Raw genomic sequence first — 23,992 nt, forward strand, 5'->3', positions numbered from 1 at the left:
CGACCATGTCGACCTTGTTGAGGAACACCACCAGCGCCGGGACGCCGACCTGGCGGGCCAGCAGGATGTGCTCGCGGGTCTGCGGCATCGGGCCGTCGGCCGCCGACACCACCAGGATCGCGCCGTCCATCTGCGCCGCGCCCGTGATCATGTTCTTCACGTAGTCGGCGTGGCCGGGGCAGTCCACGTGCGCGTAGTGACGGTTCTGCGTCTCGTACTCCACGTGCGCCGTCGAGATCGTGATCCCGCGCGCCTTCTCCTCAGGCGCCTTGTCGATCTGGTCGTAGGCCGTGAACGTCGCCCCGCCCGTCTCGGCCAGGACCTTCGTGATCGCCGCCGTCAGAGACGTCTTGCCGTGATCGACGTGGCCGATCGTGCCAATGTTGCAGTGCGGCTTGGTGCGGGAGAACTTTTCCTTGCCCATGATTCCCATTCCTGCGGCGGGGACCACGCAAGGGCCCCGAATCCTGGTCCGCCGCCCCGAAGTTCCGACAGGGGCGAAAAACGCGGTCCGCTTAGAGGGTCGGCCGCCAGGGATCAAGCTCCGCGACGCGCGGGGGCCCGCCGACCGACCGCGCTGTCAAGCTGCGGATGCGAGTCTTGAACGGAGAAAGATCAATCACAGGCAGTATCCGCGCCGCTTTCGCGCCACAGTGTGGCTTCGCGGGCATAGCGGGATCCGTGCGGCCGAGCTTAAGTGGCGACAACAACGCGTCACCTCGGACCCCCGCCATGATGAAGAAGCTCCTCCTCGCCACCGCCGCGACGGCCCTGGTCACGACGGCCGCCTCCGCCGCCGACCTGCCGCGTCGCGCCGCCCCGCCGCCGGTCTTCACGCCGGTGCCGGTCTTCACCTGGACGGGCTTCTACGCCGGTCTCGAGTCCGCCTACACCTTCACCGACCGCGAGCGCATCACGACCGTCGGCGTCCAGCCCGGCAACGCCACCAACGTCGCCCTCGGCCGCCGCCCGTTCGCGACTTCGACCTCGCAGGACGGCTTCGCCAACATCGGCGGCACCGCCGGCTACAACTACCAGTTCACGCCGGGCGCCGGCATCGTCGTCGGTATCGCCAACAGCATCGACTGGACGGACATCACCAAGAACCGGGTCGTGCTCGGCACCGGCAACGTCGCCGGCGGCCCGCCGAACATCAGCCAGTTCCGCCAGAGCCTCGACTGGCTCGGCACCCTCACCGGCCGCGTCGGCTACGCCTTCGACCGCGTCCTGGTCTACGGGATGGGCGGCCTCGCCTACGGCAACGTGTTCCACGACGCCAACTTCTACACTCCGGGTGGCCGCCTCCAGTTCGCCGGCCGCTACGACGACTTCAAGACCGGCTTCGCCTACGGCGGCGGCATCGAGTTCGCCCTGCCGACCGACAGCTTCCTGAACACCTTCGCGCTCGGCCGCTACATCGGCATCAAGTACGACGCCATCACGGTGAAGGCCGAGTATCTGCACTACGACCTCGGCAGCCAGAACGTTCTCGTCGGCGCGGTCCCGGGCGTGGGCAACGGCGCGTACATCTCGCGCTTCCGCACCGAGGGCAGCATCGTCCGCGCCGGCTTCAACTACAAGTTCGGCGGCATCTGAGTCGGACGACGCCGGGGTTTCCCCGGCGGATCCCAGCGAGGGCGGGTGCCGGCATCGGCGCCCGCCCTTTTTTCGTGGCGCACGCGCGCCGCGCGGCCGGCGCGCGAGACCCGGATCGCGCCCCACGATCTGCGACCGGGATCGCGGCCCGAGCCGCCGAGAGCCGTGTCAGAAGGCGCGCAGGTGCGCCACCAGCCGTCCGGCCGCAGCCTCCGCGGAGCCGGTATTGAGGATCGTCAGGTCCGCGGTGACGCCGCCCTCCCGAGCGAGACGCGCGGCCAGGTCGCCGTCCTGCGCCCGGCCGCGGGCGGCGATGCGCCGCGCCAGGATCTCGGCCGGCGCCGTGATCTCGACGACGCTCACCCGCGGGCAGGCCGCCCGCGCCCGCGCGACGACGCGGCGCGAGACGTTGCAGACCACCACGTGCCCGTCGGCGACGCGCCGGCCGACCGTCTCCGGGAGCGCGTAGCCGAGGCCGTGGGCGCGCCAGCTCAGGGTGAAGCGCCCGGCCGCGCAGCCCTCGGCGAAGGCGGCCTCGTCGATCTCGTCGTTGTCCTCGTCGGCCGAGGGCGGGCGGGTGACGAGGCGGCGCGGGAAGACGTAGCGCGGGTCGTCGGCGAGCGCCGCCCGGGCGAGCCGGATCAACGTGTCCTTGCCGGCCCCGCTCGGGCCGACCACGAGGACGAGGCAGCCCGCCATCAGGCGACCCGCCGGCCGGCGCGCCAGACCTGGCGGACCACCGGCACGCCCTCGGCCCGCTGCACGCGCACGAGGTCGGCCCGCAGCCCGGGCGCCAGGGCGCCGCGATCGGTCAGGCCGGTGGCGCGGGCGGGGTTCGACGTGACGGTGGCGAGCGCCGCGGGCAGCGTGATCCCGGGCGCCTGCTCGGGCAGCAGGAAGGCCGCCATCAGCAGGCTCGCCGGCACGTAGTCCGACGACAGGATGTCGAGGTGCCCGGCCTCGGCCAGCGCCAGGGCCGCGACGTTGCCGGAATGCGAGCCGCCGCGAATCAGGTTCGGCGCGCCCATCATCACGGTGATGCCCTGCCGGTGCGCGGCTTCGGACGCCTCCAGGGTGGTGGGGAACTCGGCTAGCCGCACGCCCTCGCCGACCGCGAGGTCGACGTCGGCCAGGGTGGTGTCGTCGTGGCTCGCCAGCGGGATGCCCATCTCGCGGGCGAACTGGACGAGGGCCGGCCGGTTCTTCGCGTTGAGCGCGCGCCCGTCGCGGACCTTGCGCTCGGTGTTGGCGCGGATCTCGTCCATCGGCCGTCCGCCGCGGGTGGCGTAGGTGTAGTACTTCTCCATGTCGCGGAACTGCCGCTGGCCGGGCGTGTGGTCCATCAGCGAGATCAGCCCCACCGGGTAGCGGGCCGTGAAGGTCGCCACCGTGTCGAGCACGTCCAGGGAGGGCAATTCGCAGCGCAGGTGCGTGAAGTGCTCGGCCCGGAACAGGTCGGCGGCGCGCGCGGTGGCGATGGCGCCGGCGAGCTGCTCCAGTTCGGAGCCGAGGCCGCTGCCGTCCGGATCGCTGCCGGCACGGAGCGAATCGAACACCGTGGTGATTCCCGAGGCGGTGATCTGCGCGTCGTAGGCCAGGACGGCGCCGAGGGGATGCCAGCGCACCTTCGGGCGCGGCGCGAAATGGCTCTCCAGGTGGTCGGTGTGCAGCTCGATCAGGCCGGGGATCAGGTGATCGCCGCCGAGATCGAGGCCGCGCGCGGGCGGGCGCCCCTCGCCGATCTCGGCGATCGCCCCGTCCGACACCGCGAGCCAGCCGCGCTGCACCCGGTCCGGCAGGACCAGGGTCGCGTTCTCGAGGATGAAGTCGTCCATCGTGAGGATCCTCAGGCTGCCCGGGCGCGCGGCGCGAAGCGGGTGACATCGACCACCCGGGTCGCCACAGCGTCGCGCATCTCGCTGTCGTGGAAGATGCCGAGCACGCCGGCCCCGGCCCTGAGCTTCTCGCGGACGAGCTCGGCCACCACGGCGCGGTTCTCCGCGTCCAGGGAGGCGGTGGGCTCGTCGAGGAGCAGGAGCGGCCGGTCGGCGATCAGGCCCCGGGCGATGTTCACCCGCTGCTGCTCGCCGCCCGAGAAGGTCGCGGGCGGCAGGCCCCAGAGCCGCTCCGGCAAGTTGAGCCGGGCCAGCAGGGTCTCGGCCCGCGCGCGTGCCGCCGCTTCGGACAATCCGCCCTCGCGGCCGGCGGCCTCGACGACGTCGAGGGCCGGGACCCGCGGGATCACCCGGAGGAATTGCGACACGTAGGCGATCACCCGCGCCCGCAGCGCCAGGACCGCCCGCGGATCGGCCCGGACGACGTCCACGACCGTCGCGCCGTCGCGGACCAGGATCGCGCCGCCGTCGCAGCGGTAGTTGCCGTAGGCCATCTTCAGCAGCGAGGATTTTCCCGCGCCGGACGGGCCGCCGAGCACCACGCACTCGCCGGGCTCCACGGACAGGCTGACATCGCCCACCACCGGCAGCACGACGCCGCCGCGCAGGTGCAGGGTGAAGCTCTTGGCGACGGTCTCGAAGGTCAGGAGCGCGGTCATGCGGCGAGCACCGAGGCGACGAGGAGCTGGGTGTAGGCGTGCTCGGGATCGTCGAGCACCCGGTCGGTGAGGCCGGTCTCGATCACCCGGCCGGCGCGCATGACCATGATCCGGTGCGAGAGGAGCCGCGCCACCGCGAGGTCGTGGGTGACGATGATCACCGCGAGCCCCAGCTCGGCCGAGAGCCGGCGGATCAGGTCGAGGAGCCGGGCCTGGACCGAGACGTCGAGGCCGGAGGTCGGCTCGTCCATCAGCACCAGGCGGGGGCCGGTGACGAGGTTCCGGGCGATCTGCAGGCGCTGGCGCATGCCGCCGGAGAAGCGCGTCGGCGGGTCGTCGATCCGGTCGGCGGCGATCTCGACGCGGCCGAGCCAGTCGAGGGCCTGGGCGCGGATCCGCCCGTAATGGCGGTCGCCGAGCCCCATCAGCCGCTCGCCGACATTGCCGCCGGCCGAGACCGCCATGCGCAGGCCCTGGGCCGCGTCCTGGCGGACGAAGCCCCACTCGGTGCGCATCAGCGCCCGGCGCCCAGCCTCGCTCAGGGTGCCGAGGTCGCGCAGCGCGCCGTCGCGCGTCCGGTAGGCGACCGTCCCGGAATCGGGCGCCAGCTCGGTGGCGATGAGGGAGAGCAGCGTCGACTTGCCCGAGCCGGATTCGCCCACGATCGCCAGCACCTCGCCGGGGACGAGGTCGAACGACACGTCGGCGCAGGCGAGCCGGGCGCCGTAGCGCTTGGTCAGGCCGCGGACCTGAAGCAGGGTTTCGCTCATCGGGTCGCCTCCGCGGCGTCGGGCAGGAAGGGGGGATCGAGGCGGAAGCTGTAGCCGTAGCGCTCGAAGCCGAGGCTCTCGTAGAAGGCGTGGGCCGGCTTGGCGTCGACGTTCGACGACAGGGCGAGCTTGTAGCAGCCCCGCGCCTCGGCGAGCCGGGCCGCCTCGTGCATCATCGCCCGGCCGAGACCGCCGCCGCGGTGCCGGGACGCGACCACGACACTCTCGACGAGCGCCGAGGGCGTGCCCCAGTGGGCGATGTTGTCGAGGATGACGAGACAGAAGGTGCCGACGACCGCGCCGTCGCGTTCGGCCACGTAGAGCCCGTAATCGGGATAGGCCGCGAGCCGGTCGAGCAGCGCCCCGGCGTGTGCCAGGGTCGCCACCCGCCCGCCATTCAGCTCGGCGTAGAGGTCGAGGATCGCGGGCAGGTCAGGTTTCCCGGCCCGGCGGACCGTGAGGTCGGTCATAGCGCGTTTCATGCCGCGTCCCCCGTGCCGACATGGCCGTCCGCGCGGCGCCCCTCGCAATGGTCGGTGTCCGAGCAGACGAACATGCGCCGGCCCGCATCGTCGAGCAGCACCTCGTCGAGATAGACGCCCTCGGCACCGCACAGCGCGCAGGGATGCTCGAACGCCTGGATCCGGAACGGGTGGTCCTCGAAGTCGAGGCTCCGCACCCGCGTGTAGGGCGGCACCGCGTAGATCCGCCGCTCGCGGCCCGCGCCGAAGAGCTGGAGCGCCGGGCAGTCGTCCATCTTGGGGTTGTCGAATTTCGGCGTCGGCGACGGGTCCATCACGTAGCGGCCCGCCACCTCCACCGGGTACGCGTAGGTGGTGGCGATGTGGCCGTGGCGGCTGATGTCCTCGTAGAGCTTCACGTGCATGGCGCCGTACTCGGCCAGCGCGTGGAGCTGGCGGGTCTCGGTCTCGCGGGGCTCGAGGAAGCGCAGGGGCTCGGGGATCGGCACCTGGTAGACGAGGGTCTGCCCCTCGGTGAGCGGCGTCTCGGGGATGCGGTGGCGGGTCTGGATCACCGTCGCCTCCGCGGTGCGGGTGGTGGTGGCCACCCCGGAGGTCTTGGCGAAGAAGCGGCGGATCGAGACCGCGTTGGTGGTGTCGTCGGCGCCCTGATCGATGACCTTCAGCACATCCGAGCGCCCGAGGATCGCGGCCGTCACCTGCACGCCGCCGGTGCCCCAGCCGTAGGGCATCGGCATCTCGCGGGAGGCGAAGGGCACTTGGTAGCCCGGCACCGCGATGGCCTTGAGGATGGCCCGGCGGATCATCCGCTTCGTGCCCTCGTCGAGATAGGCGAAGTTGTAGCCCGGTTCGCTCTCCGGGCGGTGCGCGATCGCAGCGCTCATTCGGCGGCCTCCTGCATCTCGACGGTGTCGGACCCGCGCTCGAACTCGGTACGTAGCCGGCGAACCAGTTCCAGCTCGGCCTGGAAGTCGACGTAGTGGGGCAGCTTCAGGTGCTCGACGAAGCCGGTCGCCTGGAGACTGTCGCAGTGGGCCAGCACGAATTCCTGGTCCTGGGCCGGGCTCGCCACCGGCTCGCCCAGCTCCTCCGCGCGGAGCGCCCGGTCGACCAGGGCCATCGCCATGGCCTTGCGCTCGCTCTGCCCGAAGCTCAGCCCGTAGCCGCGGGTGAACTGGGGTGGGGCCGCCCCCGAGCCCTTGAACTGGTTCACCATCTGGCACTCGGTGAGCCGCACCCGGCCGAGCGGCACCGCGAAGCCCAGTTCCTCGGGCACGAACTCGACCGCGACCTCCCCGACCCGGATCTCGCCGACGAACGGGTGGGTGCGGCCGTAGCCGCGCTGCGTCGAGTAGGCGAGGCCGAGCACGAAGCCCTCGTCGCCCCGGGCCAGCGCCTGAAGGCGGAGCGCCCGGTCGGCAGGGTAGTCCACCGGCTCGCGGGTGAGGTCGCCCGCGGGCGCGCCGTCGTCCGGCGGCGAGGGCTCGATCAGGCCGTCCCGGGCCAGCAGATCGGTGACCCGCGGGCAGGTGCCGGCATCGGCGCGCGGCGCGGCCTCGGCGGCGGGCTCGATCCCGGCTTCGGACTCGGCCGCGAGCGCGAAGTCGACCAGCCGGTGGGTGTAGTCGAAGGTCGGCCCGAGCACCTGCCCGCCGGGCAGGTCCTTGAACGTCGCGGAGATCCGGCGCTCGACCGCCATGGCGCCGGTGTCGACCGGCGCGGAGGCGCCGAAGCGCGGCAGCGTGGTCCGGTAGGCGCGGACCAGGAACACCGCCTCGACCACGTCGCCGCGCGCCTGCTTGAGCGCCAAAGCCGCGAGGTCCGGATCGTAGAGCGAGCCCTCAGTCATGACCCGGTCGACGAGCAGCGCCATCTGCGCGCGGATCTGCGCCACGGAGAGCTCCGGCACGGCCGGGTCGCCGCGGCGCGCCTCGGCGAGGAGCCGGTGGGCGTTGTCGATGGCGGCCTCGCCGCCCTTCACGGCCACGTACATGGATCAGGCCTCCGTCACCGTCGTGGAGCGCGGCAGGCCGGCCACGCGGCCGGGCGCCGTCAGGATCAGGTCGATGCCCAGGGGGAAGCCCGCGCGGTTCTCCGCGAGCTGCGCCGCGAAGCCGTCCGGCAGGGGCGCCGGCGCGATCCCGGCGGTGCCCCGGATGCCGGGGCCGGACAGGCGCAGCCCCTCCCCCTCCGCGAGCGCGTCGAGGGCGAGCACCAGCGTCGTGGCGGTGTCGGGATAGGCCGGCGTCCCGGCGGCGAACTCCGCCAGCGGCGGGCAGCGCGCCGGGTCGCTGACCAGCGCGAAGGCCGCCGCGGCCGGGTCGCCGGTCAGCGGCGCGCCGGTGTGGAAGCGCAGGTATTCCGCGACCTCCGGCGCCGCGGCGAGGGCCGGATCGAGCCAGACCGGCGTGTCGGCATCGGTGAGCGTCAGCGCGACGGCGGCCAGTTCCGGCGTCAGGGGCGCGGGCGGCGCGAGGCCCGGCGCGAGGAGCCGGACGCGTCCGGGGCGGGCGAGGGCGTCCATCACGGCGCGGAACGTGTCCTGCGCGTCGTGAACCGGGTCGGCGAAGCCGGGGGCGAGCATGCTCAAACCTCTCCGCGGGCGAGGGTCAGGAAATCGACGCGGGTGGCGGCCGTGCGCCGGGCGGCCCGATCCCGGGAGGCCGCGAGCCGCCGGGCGGCGGGCGCCAGGGCGGCCTCGACCCGGGCGCGCCGGACCGGATCCTGCCAGAGGGCGTCGAGGATCGCGGCGAGCCGCGCCTTCGCGCGGTCGCGGCCGAGATGGTAGGCGAAGCCCGCCGGACCGTCCGCGAGGCGGATGGCGGCCCGGGTCACGCTGACCTCGCCGAGATTGAACGGGCGACCGTCGCCGCCGATCCGGCCCGACGCCATCACGAGACCGGTCTCGGGCGGACGCAGGTCCGCGGCCGCGGGCGCTTCGAGGCCCGACACGGCTGCCTCGAGGGCCGCCTCGAGATCCGCGCGGCTCGCCTCGGCACAGAGGGCCATGACCGCCTGGCGCGCCGCGGTCTCGCCCTCGGATCCCGGATGTCTCGGGGTCGTCGTCATCGCGAATCCCTTCGTCGCTCGGTTGTCTAGGTGTATAGACAACTGGCGTGCGCCGCACAAATGAAGTTTGGATGACAGGATGGATGCGCAGGAGCAGGCGGCCGGCCTCGTCCGGGGCGAGGGGCTGACGGCGTGGCGGCAGATCGCCGACGCGCTGACGGCCGAGATCGCGGCGGGACGCTACGCGCCGGGACAGCAGCTCCCCGCCGAGGCCGCGCTGGCGGCGCGGTTCGCGGTGAACCGGCACACGGTGCGGCGCGCCCTCGCGGCGCTGGCCGAGGGCGGGCTCGTGCGCGCCAGCCAGGGCCGGGGCACTTTCGTGGAAGAGGCGCCGCTCGCCTACCCGATCGGGCCGCGCACGCGCTTCTCCGAGATCGTCGCCGGGGCCGGGCGCGAGGCCTGGGGCGACCTCGTCGCGGCGACCACGGTCCCGGCCGGGACCGAGCAGGCGGCGTCCCTGGCCCTCGCCCCCGGCGCGCCGATCCTGGAGCTGCTGACGGTCCACCGGGCGGACGGCGCTCCGCTCTCGACGGCGCTGACCTGGCTGCCGCTGCCGCGCTTCGCGGGTTTCGCCGAGGCCTACGCGGCGCGCGGCTCGATCACCCGGGCCTTCGCGACCTGCGGCGTCCACGACTACACCCGGCTCTCGACGCGGATCCGGGCCCGCCCCGCGGATCCCGCGGAGGCGCAGCGCCTCGACATCGCGCCGGGGCGGGTCGTGCTGGTGGTGTCGAGCGTCAACATCGATCCCGCCGGCGTGCCGATCCAGGCGAACCGTACCCTGTTCGCCGCCGACCGCGTGGAGCTGGTGATCGGCGGGTGATGCGATGCCCGCGCGACCTCCGCGCGACGGCCTCGGCACTCCGTCCTCGCGAGCGGAGCGAAGCGACCCGGGGCAGCGCGACCCTGGATGATTGCGCTCCGCGCGTGATGCCAGAAAGCCGAGGCCTCCCTCAGCGCGCCGCCGGCCCGATGATCGCCCGGCGCAGGCGGGTCGAGACCCAGTCGATCGCCGCCACGGTCACGAGGATCATCAGCACCAGGAAGGCGACCTGCTGCAGCTCCAGCACGCGGATCAGCTCGGTGAGGTACTGGCCGATGCCGCCCGCGCCGACGATGCCGATGATCGTCGCCGAGCGGGTGTTCGACTCGAAGAAGTAGAGGACCTGGCTCGCCAGCACCGGCAGCACCCCGGGGATCAGCCCGAAGCGGATGCGGTGGAGCGCCGAGCCGCCCGAAGCGACGACGCCCTCGCCGGCCCGCTTGTCGCAGGTCTCGATCGCCTCCGAGAACAGCTTGCCGAGCGCCCCGAAATCCGAGCACGCGATCGCGAGCGCCCCGGCGAACGGGCCCAGGCCGACGACGTTGATCCAGATCAGCGCCCAGATCAGCACGTCGACCGAGCGCATCACGTCGAGGCCGCGGCGGACCGCGAACCGCGCGAACGGGTTGGGCACGACGTTCCGCGCCGCCAGGAACGCCACCGGGAAGGCGGAGATCGCCGCCGTCAGCGTGCCCAGGAAGGCGATGCCGAGGGTCTCGCCCAGCGCGTGCAGGAAGGTCCAGAACTGGCCCTCCGGCGATGGCGGCAGCATCAACACCGCGAAGGTGCCGAGCCGCCCGAGCCCGTGGAGGATCCGCGCCACCGAGAAGTCGAGGCGCCAGTAGCCGAGCGCTGCGAGCCCCACCAGGACGACGAGCAGGGCGGCGAGCCGCGCCCGCCCCGGCCAGTCGGTGCGGAACTGCGCGGGGTAGCGCGCGCGCAGGCGGCCGAGGTCGGCCCGGGCCGCCGCCCGCAGGGTCTCGGGACGCGCGCTCATCGGGCGTGCTCCGCGCCGATCAGGCGGTGGCGGACCCGCTCGGTGACGAGGTCGATGCAGAAGACGGTCAGGATGATCAGCACGAGGATCGCGCTCACGTCCGCGTAGTAGAAATTGCGGATCGCCACGAGGAATTCCTGGCCGATGCCGCCGGCGCCGACGAAGCCCATCACCCCGGCGCCGCGCACGTTGATCTCGAAGCGCAGCAGCGCGTAGGAGGCGAAGTTCGACAGCACCTGCGGCAGGACCGCGAAGCGCACCGTCTGGACCCAGGTCGCGCCCGAGGCCGACAGGCCCTCGACGGGCCGCATGTCGATGTTCTCGACCACCTCGGAGAACAGCTTGCCCAGCGCGCCCGTGGTGTGGATCGCGATGGCGAGCACGCCCACCATCGGGCCGAGGCCGAAGGCGATGACGAAGATCAGCGCGAACACCACCTCGGGGACGGTGCGGCACAGTTCCAGGAGGCGCTTGGCGCCGACGCGCAGCACGCGCGACCGCACGAGGTTGGCGGCGGCCACGAAGCTGAGGGCGAAGCCCGCCAGCCCCCCGAGCAGCGTCCCGAGATAGGCCATGAGCAGGGTCTCGCCCAGCAGGCCCAGCCATTTGGGCAGGCCCCAGTACCAGGCGCGGACGTCCTCCAGCGGGTGCTCGAGGCTGATCGGCGGCAGGATCTGCTGGATGTAGGCGGTGAACTTGCCGATGTTCTCGGCGAAGACCAGCGGCCGCACCTCGGCGATCAGGCCCGCGACCACGGCGAGCGCCGCCACCAGGGCGAAGCCCGCCAGCGTGCGGCGGCGGGCCTCGCCGGTCGCCGCCGCGTAGAGTCCGGAGAGGGCGGCTGCCCGCTCCGGCGACAGGGGTGTCAGACCGCGCAAGGCGGGCGGCTCCGGATCAGGACTTCCGGCGCTGCTCGTCGTTGAACCGCAGCATGTCGATGATCGGCTGGTAATCCTTGAGGGTCACCGGCGTGAGATCCTGGTCCTTGCCGTCGGAGAGCCGGTCGAACGCGGCCTTGTCGGCCTTCGGCAGGGCCACGAAGGCGTCGCGGATCTTGGCCTTCAGGTCGTCCGGCAGGCTCGCCAGCACGGCGAAGGGCCCCTCCGGCAGGAAGTCGGACTTGAACACGACCCGGAAGTCCGACTGCTGCATCGGCGTGCCGTCGGGCTTCTTGAGCATGCCCTTGGCGGCCATGCGGGTGACCATCGTGTCGGTCTCGGAGTTCCACAGGTTGGCGGCGGCGTCGGCCGTGCCCTGGGTGAGCGCCAGGACGGCGTTCTCGTGGCTGCCCGCGTAGAAGGTCTTGCCGAAGAACTTCTCGACGTCGTAGCCGGCCCGCTTCAGGAAGAAGCGCGGCGCCTGGTTACCGGAGGTGGAGTTCGGATCGACCAGCGCGAGGTTCTTGCCCTTGAGATCCTCGACGGTCTTGTAGGGGCTGGAGGCCAGCACGTAGACCACCGAATAGTAGCCCGAGGCGCCGGTCTCGTGCTTCTGGTTGACGATCGGCTCGATCTTGACGCCGGTCATCACGGCCCGCGCGAACGAGGCCGGCCCGTACCACGCGATCTGGATATTGCCGGCGCGCTGGCCCTCGATCACGGCGGCGTAGTCGCTCGCCACTCGCAGCTTGACCGGCACGCCGAGCGTCTTGGTCAGGTAGGCGGTGAGCGGCGCCCAGCGGTCGGCGGTGCCCGAGGCGTTCTCGGCCGGGATCACGCCCAGCGTCAGCTCCGGATACTGGGCCTTCCAGTCCTGGGCGGCGGCCGGCAGGCCGAGGAGGGCGAGGGCCGCGGCGGCGGCGAGGGTGCGTCGGGTGATCATCGGGTCGTCCTTCGTGGCGTCGGCGAGGTTCGGCCGGCCGGAGGCCGGTCGGGCGTTTTCAAGACGGTGCGCTCTGGCGGTGCGCTCTGGCGGTGCTTGTTGGGGCCCGGGGCCCGGATCAGGCGCCGAGGGCGGCCTCGCGGACCGGGCGGACCGATACGAGACCGGGCCGGCCCGGCATCGCGGCCCGCTGCTCCGCCTCGCGCTGCGCGGAATCGTCCAGCACCTCGCCGGCCTCCAGGCCGTAGAGCCGGCGCGCCACGTCCTCGGTGAGGTCGAAGGGGCCGCCCTCGAACACGACCCGCCCGGCCGCGAGGCCGACGAGGCGGTCGCAGTAGGCGCGGGCGAGGTCGAGGGAGTGCAGGTTGCACAGCACCGTGATGCCGTAGCGCCGGTTCACGTCGGCGAGCGCGTCCATCACGAGCCGCGTGTTGCGCGGGTCGAGCGAGGCGACCGGCTCGTCGGCGAGCAGGATCTCGGGTTCCTGCACGAGGGCGCGGGCGATGGCGACGCGCTGCTGCTGGCCGCCCGACAGGCCGTCGGCCCGCTGGCCGGCGAACTCGCCCATGTCGAAGCTCTCCAGGGCGGCGAGGGCCATGGCGCGGTCCTCGGCGGACCATTGCCGGAGCAGGGCGCGGTGGGTCGGCACGTGGCTGAGGCGCCCCATCAGCACGTTGGTCATGACGTCGAGCCGGCCGACGAGGTTGAATTGCTGGAAGATCATGGCGCAGCGGGTGCGCCACTCGCGCAGCGGGCGGCCGCGCAGGGTGGTGACCTCGCGGCCGTCGTGGAGGATGCGCCCCGAACTCGGATCCGCCAGCCGATTGATGAGGCGCAGCAGCGTGGACTTGCCAGCACCGGACCGGCCGATCACCCCGACGAAGCTGCCGGGCTCGATCCGGAGCGACACGCCGTCGACGGCGCGTCGGTCGCCGTACTGGCGCGTGAGATCCTCGATAACCAGCATGCCACCATCCGCCGGGGAACGGCCGCACGTAGACGCCGGTTTGACGACGATTGGATGACGTATTCGGAACGATTATATTTGCCGGCGCAGCATCTTGGCATTTCGATAGCCGACTTAATCTTCGTGGCGCTCCAGGAATGCTTCGATGGGCAGCCCGCGGAAATCCGGCAGCGCCCGGCGCAGGCGCTCGTGGTCCCAGTCCCACCACGCCAAGCGGGTCAGACGGTCCGCGACCACCTCGGGGAAGCGGCGCCGGACCGGCCGGGCGGGATTGCCGACGACGATCGTGTAGGGCTCGACGTCGCGGGTGACGATGGCGCCCGCCCCCACCACCGCGCCGGTGCCGATCGTGCGCCCGGGCAGGACGACCGCGCCGTGGCCGATCCAGACATCGTGGCCGATCGCCACCGGGCTCGCCCGGCGCCGGTCGAAGAAGGCGGGCTCGTCCGATTCCTCCGGCCAGTAGGCGCGCGCCCGGTAGGTGAAGTGCGCCTGCGACGCCCGCTCCATCGGGTGGTTGCCGGGATTGATCCGCACGCTGGCGGCGATCGAGCAGAACTTGCCGATCGCGGTGTAGATCACCTCGCCGTCCTCACCGATGTAGGAATAGTCGTCGAGGGTCGTCTCGGTGAGGCGGGTGCGGGCGCCGACCTCGGTGTAGCGGCCGAGGCGGCTGTCGACGACCCGGGCGCTCGGATCGAGCGCGGGTTCGAGGCCGAGGGGGCGGTCAACCACGGGCCTCTCCGAAGGGCAGGCGCGCCAGGAGCCGGAACGGCCCCGACCCGTCCTGGGTCAGGAGGCTGACGGCGTCGATCCGCAGGGGCTCCGGTCCCGCGGCGGCGTAGGCCTCGGACAGGCGCCGGTGCCAGAGGTCGCGCTCCGCCTCCGGCAGGGCGTCGGTCAGGGTCATGTGGAAGCGGAAGGCCTCGAACACGTAGGGGTAGCCCCAGCGGTCGAGGAGCGCGCGGCCGCGCGGGTCGAGGCGCTCCGGCCGGCGCTTGGCGCGCTCGGCCTCCGTGAGCGGTGCCCGGAACGGGTCGAGGGCGGCGACGCACTCGGCGGCGAGGAGCCCGAGTTCCGGCGGCGGGACCTCCGGTACCAGGGCGAGGAACGGCCCGAGGGCGGCGACCCGGAGCGGCCCCACCGCCACCGGCGGGTGCGCGGCCGCGAGGGCGCGGGCGGCGGCCACGAGGTCGGCCTCCCCGGTGCCCGGGGCGAGGCGCAGCGGCGCCTTGAGGGTGGCGTGGAACCCGTAGACCCGCGCGCCCGCCGTGACCGCAGCGAGATCACCGAGCCCCTCCGGGTGCGGCACCGGCAGCCCGGTGACGTTGTCGGTGCCGAGGATCGCCCGGCCGAAGGCTTCGAGGCGCGAATCCGGGGCGGGCAGCCAGTAGAGGGCGTAGCGGCGCGACACGTAGGGTCTCCGATCGCCGGGCGGTCAGGCCGTCGGCGCGTAGGTGCGCGCGTCGGCGGCCCGCCGGGGGCGCACGTCCATGGCATTGCCCCGCCACACGATGGCGCTCCGCATCCAGGCGCCGACCCAGATCACCGGGATCAGGGCGTCGCGCGCCAGGAAGGCGGCCAGCGTGCGGGGCGAGCGGTGCCAGCCCGCGCGGGCCGCGAGCCGGTGCTCGGCGGCATAGCACAGGGCGGCGAGGCCGGCAGCGCCCGCGAGGCCCGCGAGGCTTCCGGCCCAGAGGGCGACGAGGAGCGCCGGCAGCAGGACGCCGCTGCCGATCTCGGGGGTGAAGAACAGCGGGAAGGTCACGCGGCGCAGGCGCGCCCAGCGCAGCTGCCGCGACCAGACCTCCCGGAAGCCGCGCGGGCCGAGCGGCTGCTCGAACGGGCTCGCCACGAGGTGGACCCGCTTGCCGGCGGCACGCACGAGCTTGGTGGCGGCCGCGTCCTCGGCGATCTCGGCCGCGAGCGCCTGGAGGCCGCCCTGCGCCTCCAGGAAGGGCTTGTGCCAGAGCATGCTCTTGCCCTGCGCGAAGCCCAGCCCGAAGGCCTCGGCGGCGTATTGCCAGCGCGCCTGCAGGGTGTTCAGGAAGGCGCACTCCACCTCCGCCATGAAGCTGCCCGGGCGGGCGCCGGCCGGGGTGGAGCAGACGAGCCCGGTATCGGCGCGCCACGCCGCCTGCAGCCGCTGGAGGTAGTCCGGCGGCATGGCGACGTTGGAATCGGCGAGCACCACCCAGTCGTGGGCGGCGGCGCGCCAGCCGCGCAGGCAGTTGTTGAGCTTCGGGTTCGCGCTGACGCGCTCGTCGCCGAGGATCAGGCGGGCGGGCACGTGCGGGTGGGCCTCGATCAGGCGCTCCACCATCGGGACGATCGGGTCGGCCGGGTCGGCCACGCAGAAGATCAGCTCGTAGGACGGGTAGTCGAGACGGAAGCTGCGGAGGAGCATCTCCTCGCTGTAGGCCTCGACCCCGCGCAGGGGGCGGACCAGGGAGACGGGCGCGCCGTCCGGGAACCGCGACGGGCCGTGGTCCCGGCCGAGGCGCCGGGCCGCGACGGCGATGCTGCCGATCTGGACGACGGCCAGGAGCGCGCCGAGGGACAGGGCCGGCACCGTGGCGTCAATCATGCGGATCCCTCGTGCGATCGGGCGAGCGGTCCGGTCCGCTAGCGGCCGGACCGCGTCAGGCGTGTGACAGCGCCGCCCGACGCTCTCGGACACGCTCTCGGACACGCTCGCCGACGCGCGGCGTCGCGGGCCGTCACCCAACCGTCACCGCGCGGTTTTAATCCCCGCTCACCACGAAAGATTCCGCGCGAGGGTTCATGTCCGATACCGCCGTGATGCCGTCGGGGGCGGTGGGAGGCCGGAAGGCGGGCGGCCCGCGCCTCGACCACGGGATGCATCTCGGCGGGGTGGTGGCGTTCCTGCTCGTCCTCGTGGCGGGCCTGGGCTACGCGGTGGTGAGCCTCATCGCGGACATGAACGCGGTCGGGGAAGCGCCCCTGGCCTACGGCGCCTTCGCGCTGCTCGGCCTCGCCCTGCTGATCGCCCTCGCCTTCGAGTTCGTGAACGGCTTCCACGACACCGCCAACGCGGTCGCCACGGTGATCTACACCCACTCGATGCCGCCGCTCGTCGCGGTGATCTGGTCGGGCGTGTTCAACTTCCTCGGCGTGATGCTGTCCTCGGGCGCGGTGGCCTACGCGATCGTCACGCTGCTGCCGGTCGAGCTGATCCTCAACGTCGGCTCGCACGCGGGCTACGCGATGATCTTCGCGCTGCTGCTGGCGGCCATCATCTGGAACCTCGGGACCTGGGCGTTCGGGCTGCCGAACTCGTCGTCCCACGCGCTGATCGGCTCGGTGCTCGGCGTCGGCCTCGCCAACCAGCTGATGAACGGCGGCGACGGCACCGCGGGCGTCGACTGGACCCAGGCGCTCAACGTCTTCAAGGCGCTGCTGTTCTCGCCGGTCTGCGGCTTCGTGCTCGCGGCGCTGCTGCTGCTCGCCCTGAAGGTCACGGTCCGCCGCGGGGACCTCTACGAGGCGCCCGCGGGCGAGGCGCCGCCGCCCCCGTGGATCCGCGGCCTGCTGATCCTCACCTGCACGCTGGTCTCGTTCTTCCACGGCGGCAATGACGGGCAGAAGGGCATGGGCCTGATCATGCTGATCCTGATCGGCGCCGCCCCCACCGCCTACGCGCTCAACCGCACCATGGCGGACGACACGACGCCCGCCTTCGTGCAGGCCTCGACGGCGGCGAGCGCGGTGTTCGCCGCCCGCGCCCCCGGCGCGTCGGTGCCGGACGCCGCGGCCGCGCGCCGGACCGTGACGGAGGCGCTCAAGACCAAGGCGCTGAACACGCCGCCCGTCTACGCGGCGCTGGCGGCGCTCTCGGACGACATCGCCGCCAGCGTGAAGAATTACGGCGCGATCCGCACGGTGCCGGCCGCCCAGACCCAGAACCTGCGCAGCGACATGTACCTCGCCGCCGACGCGGTGCGCGTGCTGCCGGGCGCCGGGGCCGACTTCTCGGAGGCCGAAAAGGCCGACCTGAAGCGCTACGCGGGCCTGCTCAACGACGGCACGCGCTACATCCCGGGCTGGGTCAAGGTCTGCGTCGCCCTGGCGCTGGGTCTCGGCACCATGGTCGGATGGAAGCGCATCGTCGTCACGGTGGGCGAGAAGATCGGCAAGACCCACCTGACCTACGCGCAGGGCGCCTCGGCCGAGATCGTCGCCGCCGGCACGATCGGGCTGGCCGAGCTCTACGGCCTGCCGGTCTCGACCACCCACATCCTGTCGTCGGGCGTCGCCGGCACGATGGCGGCCAACGGCTCGGGCCTCCAGATGTCCACGGTGCGCAACATGGCGCTCGCCTGGATCCTGACCCTGCCGGCGGCGATCACCCTCGCGGCCGCTCTGTTCTACCTCCTGCGCCACCTGTTCTGACGCGGGTCCGGCCGGACGGGCCGGAGACCGCGCTCCGCCCCCCGACGAAGCGACCCGGTCTCCGGCCTCCCGCAGCGCGCCCCGGCGCTTCAGGAACTCGCCATCGCCCGCACGAAGGCCAGGCAGGTCCGGCGCGCCGCCGGACTGTCGATCGCCACGAAGGCCGAGACGAGGTCGGCCGCCTGGGTCATGGCCGCGTCGGGCCGGTCGGCATCCGGGTAGAAGCTCGCCACCGGCACGTCGAGGATGCCGGCGATGCGGCTCAGGGCGTCGCTCGTGCGCGCCGCCCCCGGTAACGGCGCGCGGTCCCGGGCCGGATCCGCGGAAGCGTCGGGCGCCATCGCTCAGGCCGCCTTGTGGCCGAGCTGGATCGCCCGGGCGATCTCCGAGCGCCGCGCGGCGTAGCCCGGGGCCACCATCGGGTAGTCGGCCGGCAGGCCGTACTTGGCCCGGTACCGCTCGGGGGTGAGGCCGTGCGCGGTGAGGTGGCGCTTCAGGGTCTGGTAGGACCGGCCGTCGATGAAGCTGATCAGGCCGTCCTGCTGGATCGAGGCATCGACCTGCGACTGGCTCAGCCCGACCCCGCCGAACTCCGACGGCGCGCAGCGGAGCACCGCGATCGCCGTGTGCACTTGGTCGATCAGCGCCGGCAGCGCCGTGACCTCGATCGCGTTGCGCGAGACGTAGGCCGCGACGATCGCGCCGACCTTCTCCAGCATGAAGGTTGAACGGTGGTCGGTGAGGTGGTCCATCTGAGACATCGCTGTTCGAGGGCGTCCCGATCCTCGTGCCCCGCCCCCGGTGGACCCGCTCGCGCGGGCTTTGCAGGACGAAACCGAGGCGACGGGCCAGCCGAGGGATTTCTACCTCAAGTTGATTTCACTCCGTTTCTTGAGGTTGCAGATAATATACAATATGAGCGGCCGGCGGTTTGTCCGGCAGCGCGAGGTTTTTTGCTCCACCGCGCAACCGGCGGCATTCCCGCCATGGTTACTGATACGTTCACTGATTTCGGCCGCTGAGATCGGCGTCTGAACCGGATATCGGCATCGGTCGATCCCGGCGGCGCGCAACCTCGGGGGGCCCCGGCGCCGATCCAGGACCGCTCGGTCGCGGCGGTCGCGCGCCTGACCGATCCCGCCCGCGCGGCGTGCGGCCACGCCCGTCTCGCCCCGCTCCGGGGCCAGCCGCGACCCGCCGCCCCGGCCGCGCCGGGGCGGCGGTCCATGTCACGCCGCGCGGTCGCTCCGGCGCAGGCTCGCCGGCATGGCGAAGAGCGCGAGACCGGCGGCGACGAGGCAGAGCACGCCGATCCCGTAGAGCGCGGGCGTCGTCGAGCCGGTGAGATCCTTCACCCAGCCGACCATCACCGGGCTGACGATGCCGCCGAACTGCCCGAGCGTGTTGATCAGCGCGATCCCGCCCGCCGCGCCGACGCCGGTGACGAGCTTGGCCGGCAGGGTCCAGAAGGTCGGGATCGAGGCGACGATGCCGGCCCCCAACAGCGCCAGGGCGAACATCAGCGGCACGATGTGCTTGTCGAACAGGCCGGCGCCGAAGAAGCCGAGCGCGGCCGCGATGGCGAGGCCCGCGACGAATTTCGGCCGCTCGCCCGAGGCGTCGGACAGGCGCCCGATCACCACCATGCTGATCGCCCCGCAGATGTAGGGGATCGCCGTCAGGAAGCCCACCGAGGCCGCCTGCCCGCCGCTCGCGGTCTTGATCAGGTCCGGCCCCCAGAAGTTCAGGCCGTACGAGCCGATCTGGAGCAGGAAGTAGATCAGCGCGATCATCAGGAAGCCGGGTTGCCTGATCGCCCCGATCAGCGAGTGGTCGCCGATGTCCCGGTTGTGGTGTGCGATCCGGCTCGACAGGAGCGCCTTCTCGGGCTCGGACAGCCAGCGGGCATCGGCGATCCGGTCGTCGAGGCGCGTCAGCACGAGCATTCCGAGCACGAGGCAGGGCAGGCCGCCGGCCAGGAACAGCCATTGCCAGCCGGCGAGGCCGCCGACGCCGTTGAGGCCGCCGAGGATCAGGCCCGCCACCGGCGCCCCGAAGATCCCCGAGAAGGCCGAGGCCACGAACATGAACGAGGTGATGCGGCCGCGATGCGAGGCCGGGAACCAGATGGTCAGGTAATAGAGGATACCCGGCGCGAAGCCCGCCTCCATGGCGCCGATCAGGAAGCGCAGGGCGTAGAAGTGCCACTCGCTGCGGATGAAGATCATCAGCGCGGTGGCGATGCCCCAGGAGATCATGATCCGGGCGATCCAGCGCCGCGCCCCGACCCGGTAGAGGAACAGGTTCGAGGGCACCTCGAAGATCACGTAGCCGACGACGAACATGCTCGCGCCGAGCCCGTAGGCGACGTTGCTGAAGCCGAGGTCGCTCTGGAGCTGGAACTTGGCGAAGCTGATGTTGATGCGGTCGAAGAACGCGAACATGTAGCAGATCATGATCAGCGGCATGAGCCGCCACGCGACCTTGCGGACGACGCCGGTCTCCGTCACCGCGCCGGCCTCGGCGGCGGCCGGCGACCCGGACAGGGCTGCGGTCATGGTTTCCTCCGTGGTGTGTTCTTGAGGGACGTGTCGTGGGCGGTGCCGCCTTCGGGCGGGCGGCTTCCCGCGAAGTCAGGTTCGGGCGCAGCTCACGGCACACGACGGCGACGCCGCCTTCGCCGGACGAGGCGCGGGTACCCTCTCCCGTGCGGGAGAGGGACAGGGTGAGGGATCAGGTCTGTCCGGATGAGAAGCGTCCTGCCGGCGCGTCGACGGTGTGCCGCATCCGGAGAGTTCTCATCCCTCACCCCAACCCTCTCCCGAACGGGAGAGGGAGCGCGTCGCGTCCGACGCGTGGGGCGGGCTATTGTGAGCCCGCCCCTCCCCGTCTCCGGCTCAGGCCGCCCGGGCGGGGGCCGGATGCAGGTCGCAGGGCCGTCCGGCCTTGGCGACCTGGCCGGGCACGTCGTGGCCGACGAGGCGCGGCAGGTCCCGCGACAGGCCGATCAGCGCCGGGAGGTCGAGGCCCGTCGGCAGGCCCATCTCGTGGGCCATGCTGACGAGATCCTCGGTGCAGATGTTGCCGGTGGCACCCGGCGCGAACGGGCAGCCGCCCAGGCCGCCGAGCGCGGCGTCGAAGCGGCGGGCGCCCGCGTCGTAGGCCGCCAGCACGTTGGCGAGGCCGAGGCCGCGCGTGTTGTGGAAGTGGAGCGTCAGGCGCCCGGGACCGACCAGGGGCAGGACCCGCGCGACGAGGCGGCTCACCTGCCGGGGATTGGCCATGCCGGTCGTGTCGGCCAGCGTCACCCCGTCGACGCCCAGCGACAGGTAGCGCTCCACCTGCGCGACGACCCTGTCGGCCGGCTGGTCGCCCTCAAACGGGCAGCCGAAGGCGGTCGCCACCGTGGCGTTGGTGCTGAGCGGGGCGCCGCGCACCGAATCCATGATCCGCGCGAAGCCGGCGATCGAGTCGGCCGGGCTCATGCCCATGTTGGCGCGGTTGTGGGTCTCACTCACCGAGGCGACGAGGTTGATCTCGTCGACCCTGGCGGCGAGCGCCCGCTCGGCGCCCTTCGGGTTCGGCACCAGGGCGACGTAGACGGTCCCGGACCGGCGCCGGATCCCGGAGAAGACCTCGGCCGCGTCGGCGAGCGCCGGCACCGCCTTCGGCGAGACGAAGGACGAGACCTCGATCCGGCTGAAGCCGGCCGCCGCCAGGGCGTCGATCAGGCGGATCTTCTCCGCCGTCGGCACGAAGACCGGCTCGATCTGGAAGCCGTCGCGGGTCGCGACCTCCTGGACGATCAGCGCGTCGCCGCTCATGCCACGGCTCCCTTCTCGCGCAGCGCGGCGATGCGCGCCGGGTCGAGACCGAGCTCGGCGAGCACGGAATCGGTGTGGGCGCCGAGGGCCGGCCCCTGCCAGCGGACCTCGCCGGGCGTGTCGGAGAGCTTCGGGACGATGCCGGGCATCTTCACCGCGGTCCCGCCGGGCAGCTCCGCCTGCAGGATCATGTCGCGCGCCTGATAATGCGGGTCGGCCACGATGTCGGCCACCGAGTAGATGCGGCCGGCCGGCACGTCGGCGGCGTCGAGGGCGGCGAGCGCCTCCTCGACCGTCTGCGTCTTCGACCAGTCGGCGATGGTGCCGTCCAGCATGGCGGATTGCCTGGAGCGGCCCTCGTTGTTGCGCAGCGCCGGGTCGTCCGCGAGGTCGGGCCGGCCGATCGCCGTCATCAGGCGGCGGAAGATCGGGTCGCTGTTGCCGGCGATGACCACGTAGCCGCCGTCCCGCGTCGGGTAGGTGTTCGACGGGGTGATGCCCGGCAGGGCGCCGCCGGTGCGGGTGCGGACCTCGCCCAGCAGGTCGTATTCCGGGACGAGGCTCTCCATGACGTTGAACACGCTCTCGACGAGCGAGACGTCGATGACCTGGCCCGCGCCCTGCCCGGTCTTGACCCGCAGCAGGGCCATCAGCGCGCCGATGACGCCGTGGAGCGAGGCAAGGGTGTCGCCGATGCTGACGCCGACCCGGGCCGGCGGGGCCTCCGGGCTGCCGGTGGTGAAGCGGATGCCGCCCATCGACTCGCCGATGGCGCCGAAGCCGGGCCGGTCGCGGTACGGGCCGGTCTGGCCGTAGCCCGAGATCCGGACCATCACGAGGTTCGGGTTGAGTGCGGAGAGCACGTCCCAGCCGAGGCCGAGCTTCTCCAGGCCGCCGGGCCGGAAGTTCTCGACCACCACGTCGGCGCTCGCGGCGAGCTGCTTGACGATGTCGAGCCCCTCGGGCGCCTTCAGATTGACGGCGATCGACTTCTTGTTGCGCGACTGCAGGTACCACCAGAGCGAGGTGCCCTCGTGCATCTTGCGCCACTTCCGGAGGGGATCGCCCTCACCCGGGGGCTCGACCTTGATGACCTCGGCGCCGAACTCGGCCATCAGCCGCGTCGCGAAGGGCGCGGCGATCAGCTGACCGAGCTCGAGAACGCGGATACCGCTGAGCGGACCGGACACGGCTTTCCTCCATCGTTTGTTGCCCCGGAGATAGGGCTCTTCCGGTGGCCAAGTCCAAACGCCATGCACCACCGTGCGTTCGCCGCAGGAGAACGCACGCTCAGCGACCGGCGGCCCGGAGATGCTCCAGCAGGAGGGCGGCCGCCGGCGACAGGGCGCCCGGGCGGACCACGAGGCGCAGCGTGCGCACGGCCCAGGGATCGGTGAGCGGCACCGCGGCGAGCCGCATCGGGGGGCCGAGCAGGGCGTAGACGCGCTCCGGCACGGTCCCGAGGCCGAGCCCGACCTGCGCCATGCGGCAGATCGCGTCGAAGCTCGGGACGTGCATCCGCAGCCGCAGCGGCCGGCCGAGGCGCCGGGCCTCGTCGCGCAGGGCGGCGTAGATCGAGCTCTCCGCGTGCAGCCCGACATGGTCGTAGTCGAGGGTGTCGGCCAGCGCGACGGCGCCGCGGCCGCTCAGGGGATGTCCGGCCGGCATCACCAGGACGAGGCGGTCGCTCCGGTACGGGTAGGCGGTGAGGCTGCGGGTGTCGGTGTTGTCCGCGCAGAGGCCGAGATCGGCGAAGCCCTCCTCGACGCCGGCGACGACGCCGCCGCTCGGCCGCTCCTCCAGGTCGACCCGGATCCCGTCCTGCGCCGCCAGGAACGCCTGCAGGTCCTCGGGCAGGAACTCCACGATGGCCGAGAGGTTGGCGAGCACCCGCACGAAGCCGCGCACGCCCCGGGCGTGCTCGGCGAGTTCCAGGGCGATCTGCTCGGCGCTCGCCAGCATCCGCCGGGTGTGGTGCAGCAGGGTCTCGCCCGCCGGGGTGAGCCGCATGCCGCGCGGCTCGCGGGTGAGCAGCGTGCAGCCCAGCGCGTGCTCCAGCTCGGCGAGGCGCTTGCTCACCGCCGAGGGCGCGATCGCCGCCCGGCGGGCCGCGCCGTTCAGGGTCCCCTCCGCGCAGATGGCCGCGAACAGCCGGAGCGTCTTCAGGTCGAGGCGGCTCAGGGTCGCGGCCGCGGGCAGGTCGGCGGACATCCGGCGGCTCGGTCCGGGCGCGCCGTCAGTCGCGGGATCCGACCGGCTGGCCGTAGGTGCCGAGACCGGCCTTGGCCCCCTCCCGGTTGACGAGGCCGAAGCGCAGCACAGCCTGCTCGAGGTAGTCGATCGCGTCGACGAGGTGGGCGCGCGCCGCGGCGACGCTCTCGTCCCCCTCCTCGACCGGCGTCTCTGCGAGCTTCACGGCGGCGATCAGGACGCGGTCGCGCTCGTCCTCGATCCGCGGATCGCGGGCGAGGTGGCCCCGGACCCGGGCGTCGAACGTCGCGATGACCGACCAGGGCAGCGCGTCCTTGCCGGACGGCGCCCGGTACGCCCGGGCGTGGCGCCGCGCGTCGGCGCTGGCGGCCCTGACATCGTCGGCGAGTGCTGCATCCATTCCCGGCCTCCGCGGCGCCGCGCCGATCGGTCCTCGGCCGGACCATCGGCTCGAGGGTCCGAACG

At 72.7% G+C, this 23,992-nt stretch carries 27 protein-coding genes; 3 read left to right on the forward strand and 24 right to left on the reverse strand.

Features of this window, described 5'->3' with window-relative positions:
• Nucleotides 1-424 (reverse strand): GTP-binding protein (locus BLW78_RS20420; protein ID WP_139307704.1); only part of this gene is annotated, 424 nt, incomplete at its 3' end.
• Nucleotides 425-732: 308 nt separating this feature from the next.
• Between BLW78_RS20420 and BLW78_RS20425 the strand changes: the two genes are divergently transcribed.
• The gene (locus tag BLW78_RS20425; protein WP_020093755.1) at nt 733-1,596 is read left to right on the forward strand and encodes an outer membrane protein; all 864 of its coding nucleotides are present in this window, start codon (nt 733-735) and stop codon (nt 1,594-1,596) included.
• Nucleotides 1,597-1,764: 168 nt separating this feature from the next.
• On the opposite strand, the gene phnN is transcribed toward BLW78_RS20425, so the two are convergent.
• The 9 genes from phnN to phnG are packed head-to-tail and all read right to left on the reverse strand — an operon-like array spanning nt 1,765 to nt 8,471.
• Nucleotides 1,765-2,295 carry a phosphonate metabolism protein/1,5-bisphosphokinase (PRPP-forming) PhnN gene (gene phnN / locus BLW78_RS20430; protein ID WP_091681741.1) on the reverse strand — a complete coding sequence of 177 codons (531 nt, stop codon included), beginning with the start codon at nt 2,293-2,295 and terminating at the stop codon, nt 1,765-1,767.
• The gene (locus BLW78_RS20435; RefSeq protein WP_091681743.1) at nt 2,295-3,431 is read right to left on the reverse strand and encodes an alpha-D-ribose 1-methylphosphonate 5-triphosphate diphosphatase; all 1,137 of its coding nucleotides are present in this window, start codon (nt 3,429-3,431) and stop codon (nt 2,295-2,297) included. Before BLW78_RS20435 ends, phnN begins: the two co-directional genes overlap by 1 nt.
• 11 nt (nt 3,432-3,442) lie before the next feature.
• The gene (phnL, locus tag BLW78_RS20440) at nt 3,443-4,150 is read right to left on the reverse strand and encodes a phosphonate C-P lyase system protein PhnL (RefSeq protein WP_091681745.1); all 708 of its coding nucleotides are present in this window, start codon (nt 4,148-4,150) and stop codon (nt 3,443-3,445) included.
• Nucleotides 4,147-4,920 (reverse strand): phosphonate C-P lyase system protein PhnK, encoded by a 774-nt coding sequence (gene phnK, locus BLW78_RS20445; protein WP_091681747.1) that lies wholly within the window; start codon nt 4,918-4,920, stop codon nt 4,147-4,149. The genes phnL and phnK overlap by 4 nt, the downstream gene beginning before the upstream one ends.
• A complete protein-coding gene (locus BLW78_RS20450; protein WP_244526997.1) occupies nt 4,917-5,402 on the reverse strand; it encodes a GNAT family N-acetyltransferase in 486 nt (161 codons plus the stop codon). The genes phnK and BLW78_RS20450 overlap by 4 nt, the downstream gene beginning before the upstream one ends.
• The gene (locus tag BLW78_RS20455) at nt 5,399-6,286 is read right to left on the reverse strand and encodes an alpha-D-ribose 1-methylphosphonate 5-phosphate C-P-lyase PhnJ (protein ID WP_020093761.1); all 888 of its coding nucleotides are present in this window, start codon (nt 6,284-6,286) and stop codon (nt 5,399-5,401) included. Before BLW78_RS20455 ends, BLW78_RS20450 begins: the two co-directional genes overlap by 4 nt.
• Entirely contained in the window at nt 6,283-7,395 is a 1,113-nt protein-coding gene (locus tag BLW78_RS20460) for a carbon-phosphorus lyase complex subunit (protein WP_091681750.1), read from the reverse strand. The genes BLW78_RS20455 and BLW78_RS20460 overlap by 4 nt, the downstream gene beginning before the upstream one ends.
• A 3-nt stretch (nt 7,396-7,398) precedes the next feature.
• A complete protein-coding gene (gene phnH, locus BLW78_RS20465; RefSeq protein ID WP_056523801.1) occupies nt 7,399-7,986 on the reverse strand; it encodes a phosphonate C-P lyase system protein PhnH in 588 nt (195 codons plus the stop codon).
• 2 nt (nt 7,987-7,988) lie between these two features.
• A complete protein-coding gene (gene phnG / locus BLW78_RS20470) occupies nt 7,989-8,471 on the reverse strand; it encodes a phosphonate C-P lyase system protein PhnG (RefSeq protein ID WP_091681751.1) in 483 nt (160 codons plus the stop codon).
• Nucleotides 8,472-8,550: 79 nt separating this feature from the next.
• Between phnG and phnF the strand changes: the two genes are divergently transcribed.
• Complete coding sequence (gene phnF / locus BLW78_RS20475) at nt 8,551-9,294, forward strand: phosphonate metabolism transcriptional regulator PhnF (protein WP_091681753.1); 744 nt, start codon at nt 8,551-8,553, stop codon at nt 9,292-9,294.
• Nucleotides 9,295-9,424: 130 nt separating this feature from the next.
• Here phnF and phnE (BLW78_RS20480) read toward each other — a convergent pair whose 3' ends face one another.
• The 7 genes from phnE (BLW78_RS20480) to BLW78_RS20510 form a co-directional block, all read right to left on the reverse strand.
• On the reverse strand, nt 9,425-10,291 hold the full coding sequence (phnE, locus tag BLW78_RS20480) for a phosphonate ABC transporter, permease protein PhnE (RefSeq protein WP_091681755.1): 867 nt from the start codon (nt 10,289-10,291) through the stop codon (nt 9,425-9,427).
• A complete protein-coding gene (phnE, locus tag BLW78_RS20485; RefSeq protein ID WP_020093767.1) occupies nt 10,288-11,169 on the reverse strand; it encodes a phosphonate ABC transporter, permease protein PhnE in 882 nt (293 codons plus the stop codon). Before phnE (BLW78_RS20485) ends, phnE (BLW78_RS20480) begins: the two co-directional genes overlap by 4 nt.
• A gap of 16 nt (nt 11,170-11,185) precedes the next feature.
• On the reverse strand, nt 11,186-12,112 hold the full coding sequence (gene phnD / locus BLW78_RS20490; protein ID WP_012320793.1) for a phosphonate ABC transporter substrate-binding protein: 927 nt from the start codon (nt 12,110-12,112) through the stop codon (nt 11,186-11,188).
• 118 nt (nt 12,113-12,230) lie between these two features.
• Nucleotides 12,231-13,079 carry a phosphonate ABC transporter ATP-binding protein gene (gene phnC / locus BLW78_RS20495; protein WP_091681756.1) on the reverse strand — a complete coding sequence of 283 codons (849 nt, stop codon included), beginning with the start codon at nt 13,077-13,079 and terminating at the stop codon, nt 12,231-12,233.
• Nucleotides 13,080-13,193: 114 nt separating this feature from the next.
• On the reverse strand, nt 13,194-13,814 hold the full coding sequence (locus BLW78_RS20500) for an LbetaH domain-containing protein (protein ID WP_091681758.1): 621 nt from the start codon (nt 13,812-13,814) through the stop codon (nt 13,194-13,196).
• Nucleotides 13,807-14,493, reverse strand: a complete 687-nt coding sequence (locus tag BLW78_RS20505) for a DUF1045 domain-containing protein (RefSeq protein WP_091681759.1) — start codon at nt 14,491-14,493, stop codon at nt 13,807-13,809. Before BLW78_RS20505 ends, BLW78_RS20500 begins: the two co-directional genes overlap by 8 nt.
• Before the next feature lie 24 nt (nt 14,494-14,517).
• Nucleotides 14,518-15,666 carry a ceramide glucosyltransferase gene (locus BLW78_RS20510; protein ID WP_091681761.1) on the reverse strand — a complete coding sequence of 383 codons (1,149 nt, stop codon included), beginning with the start codon at nt 15,664-15,666 and terminating at the stop codon, nt 14,518-14,520.
• A 197-nt stretch (nt 15,667-15,863) separates the two neighbouring features.
• On the opposite strand from BLW78_RS20510, the gene BLW78_RS20515 reads away from it, so the two are divergent.
• Nucleotides 15,864-17,492, forward strand: a complete 1,629-nt coding sequence (locus tag BLW78_RS20515) for an inorganic phosphate transporter (protein WP_091681762.1) — start codon at nt 15,864-15,866, stop codon at nt 17,490-17,492.
• A gap of 89 nt (nt 17,493-17,581) precedes the next feature.
• Here BLW78_RS20515 and BLW78_RS20520 read toward each other — a convergent pair whose 3' ends face one another.
• From BLW78_RS20520 to BLW78_RS20555, 7 genes are all read right to left on the reverse strand, one after another.
• Nucleotides 17,582-17,833, reverse strand: coding sequence for a hypothetical protein (locus tag BLW78_RS20520; protein ID WP_091681764.1), 252 nt, complete (start codon nt 17,831-17,833; stop codon nt 17,582-17,584).
• Nucleotides 17,834-17,836: 3 nt separating this feature from the next.
• Nucleotides 17,837-18,244, reverse strand: coding sequence for a Ros/MucR family transcriptional regulator (locus BLW78_RS20525; RefSeq protein WP_020093775.1), 408 nt, complete (start codon nt 18,242-18,244; stop codon nt 17,837-17,839).
• Nucleotides 18,245-18,721: 477 nt separating this feature from the next.
• Nucleotides 18,722-20,050, reverse strand: coding sequence for an MFS transporter (locus BLW78_RS20535; RefSeq protein ID WP_091681768.1), 1,329 nt, complete (start codon nt 20,048-20,050; stop codon nt 18,722-18,724).
• A 339-nt stretch (nt 20,051-20,389) separates the two neighbouring features.
• Nucleotides 20,390-21,316 carry a hydroxymethylglutaryl-CoA lyase gene (locus tag BLW78_RS20540; protein ID WP_020093778.1) on the reverse strand — a complete coding sequence of 309 codons (927 nt, stop codon included), beginning with the start codon at nt 21,314-21,316 and terminating at the stop codon, nt 20,390-20,392.
• Nucleotides 21,313-22,506 (reverse strand): CaiB/BaiF CoA transferase family protein, encoded by a 1,194-nt coding sequence (locus BLW78_RS20545; RefSeq protein WP_091681769.1) that lies wholly within the window; start codon nt 22,504-22,506, stop codon nt 21,313-21,315. The genes BLW78_RS20540 and BLW78_RS20545 overlap by 4 nt, the downstream gene beginning before the upstream one ends.
• Nucleotides 22,507-22,606: 100 nt before the next feature.
• Nucleotides 22,607-23,527, reverse strand: coding sequence for a LysR family transcriptional regulator (locus BLW78_RS20550; RefSeq protein ID WP_056523758.1), 921 nt, complete (start codon nt 23,525-23,527; stop codon nt 22,607-22,609).
• Nucleotides 23,528-23,552: 25 nt separating this feature from the next.
• Nucleotides 23,553-23,927: a hypothetical protein gene (locus tag BLW78_RS20555; RefSeq protein ID WP_020093781.1), complete on the reverse strand. Its 375-nt coding sequence runs from the start codon at nt 23,925-23,927 to the stop codon at nt 23,553-23,555.
• Between the last annotated feature and the right edge of the window lie 65 nt (nt 23,928-23,992).

Source organism: Methylobacterium sp. 275MFSha3.1, assembly GCF_900108435.1.
Taxonomy (GTDB): Bacteria; Pseudomonadota; Alphaproteobacteria; order Rhizobiales; family Beijerinckiaceae; genus Methylobacterium.

Coding starts and splice junctions, on each gene's coding strand:
- phnG (WP_091681751.1), bottom strand. CDS start 8,471: ATGACGACGACCCCGAGACATCCGGGATCCGAGGGCGAGACCGCGGCG.
- BLW78_RS20425 (WP_020093755.1), top strand. CDS start 733: ATGATGAAGAAGCTCCTCCTCGCCACCGCCGCGACGGCCCTGGTCACG.
- phnL (WP_091681745.1), bottom strand. CDS start 4,150: ATGACCGCGCTCCTGACCTTCGAGACCGTCGCCAAGAGCTTCACCCTG.
- phnC (WP_091681756.1), bottom strand. CDS start 13,079: ATGCTGGTTATCGAGGATCTCACGCGCCAGTACGGCGACCGACGCGCC.
- phnD (WP_012320793.1), bottom strand. CDS start 12,112: ATGATCACCCGACGCACCCTCGCCGCCGCCGCGGCCCTCGCCCTCCTC.
- BLW78_RS20525 (WP_020093775.1), bottom strand. CDS start 18,244: ATGGACCACCTCACCGACCACCGTTCAACCTTCATGCTGGAGAAGGTC.
- BLW78_RS20460 (WP_091681750.1), bottom strand. CDS start 7,395: ATGTACGTGGCCGTGAAGGGCGGCGAGGCCGCCATCGACAACGCCCAC.
- BLW78_RS20540 (WP_020093778.1), bottom strand. CDS start 21,316: ATGAGCGGCGACGCGCTGATCGTCCAGGAGGTCGCGACCCGCGACGGC.
- BLW78_RS20555 (WP_020093781.1), bottom strand. CDS start 23,927: ATGGATGCAGCACTCGCCGACGATGTCAGGGCCGCCAGCGCCGACGCG.
- BLW78_RS20455 (WP_020093761.1), bottom strand. CDS start 6,286: ATGAGCGCTGCGATCGCGCACCGCCCGGAGAGCGAACCGGGCTACAAC.
- BLW78_RS20515 (WP_091681762.1), top strand. CDS start 15,864: ATGTCCGATACCGCCGTGATGCCGTCGGGGGCGGTGGGAGGCCGGAAG.
- BLW78_RS20535 (WP_091681768.1), bottom strand. CDS start 20,050: ATGACCGCAGCCCTGTCCGGGTCGCCGGCCGCCGCCGAGGCCGGCGCG.
- phnE (WP_091681755.1), bottom strand. CDS start 10,291: ATGAGCGCGCGTCCCGAGACCCTGCGGGCGGCGGCCCGGGCCGACCTC.
- BLW78_RS20550 (WP_056523758.1), bottom strand. CDS start 23,527: ATGTCCGCCGACCTGCCCGCGGCCGCGACCCTGAGCCGCCTCGACCTG.
- BLW78_RS20435 (WP_091681743.1), bottom strand. CDS start 3,431: ATGGACGACTTCATCCTCGAGAACGCGACCCTGGTCCTGCCGGACCGG.
- BLW78_RS20520 (WP_091681764.1), bottom strand. CDS start 17,833: ATGGCGCCCGACGCTTCCGCGGATCCGGCCCGGGACCGCGCGCCGTTA.
- BLW78_RS20450 (WP_244526997.1), bottom strand. CDS start 5,402: ATGAAACGCGCTATGACCGACCTCACGGTCCGCCGGGCCGGGAAACCT.
- phnF (WP_091681753.1), top strand. CDS start 8,551: ATGGATGCGCAGGAGCAGGCGGCCGGCCTCGTCCGGGGCGAGGGGCTG.
- phnK (WP_091681747.1), bottom strand. CDS start 4,920: ATGAGCGAAACCCTGCTTCAGGTCCGCGGCCTGACCAAGCGCTACGGC.
- phnH (WP_056523801.1), bottom strand. CDS start 7,986: ATGCTCGCCCCCGGCTTCGCCGACCCGGTTCACGACGCGCAGGACACG.
- phnN (WP_091681741.1), bottom strand. CDS start 2,295: ATGGCGGGCTGCCTCGTCCTCGTGGTCGGCCCGAGCGGGGCCGGCAAG.
- BLW78_RS20510 (WP_091681761.1), bottom strand. CDS start 15,666: ATGATTGACGCCACGGTGCCGGCCCTGTCCCTCGGCGCGCTCCTGGCC.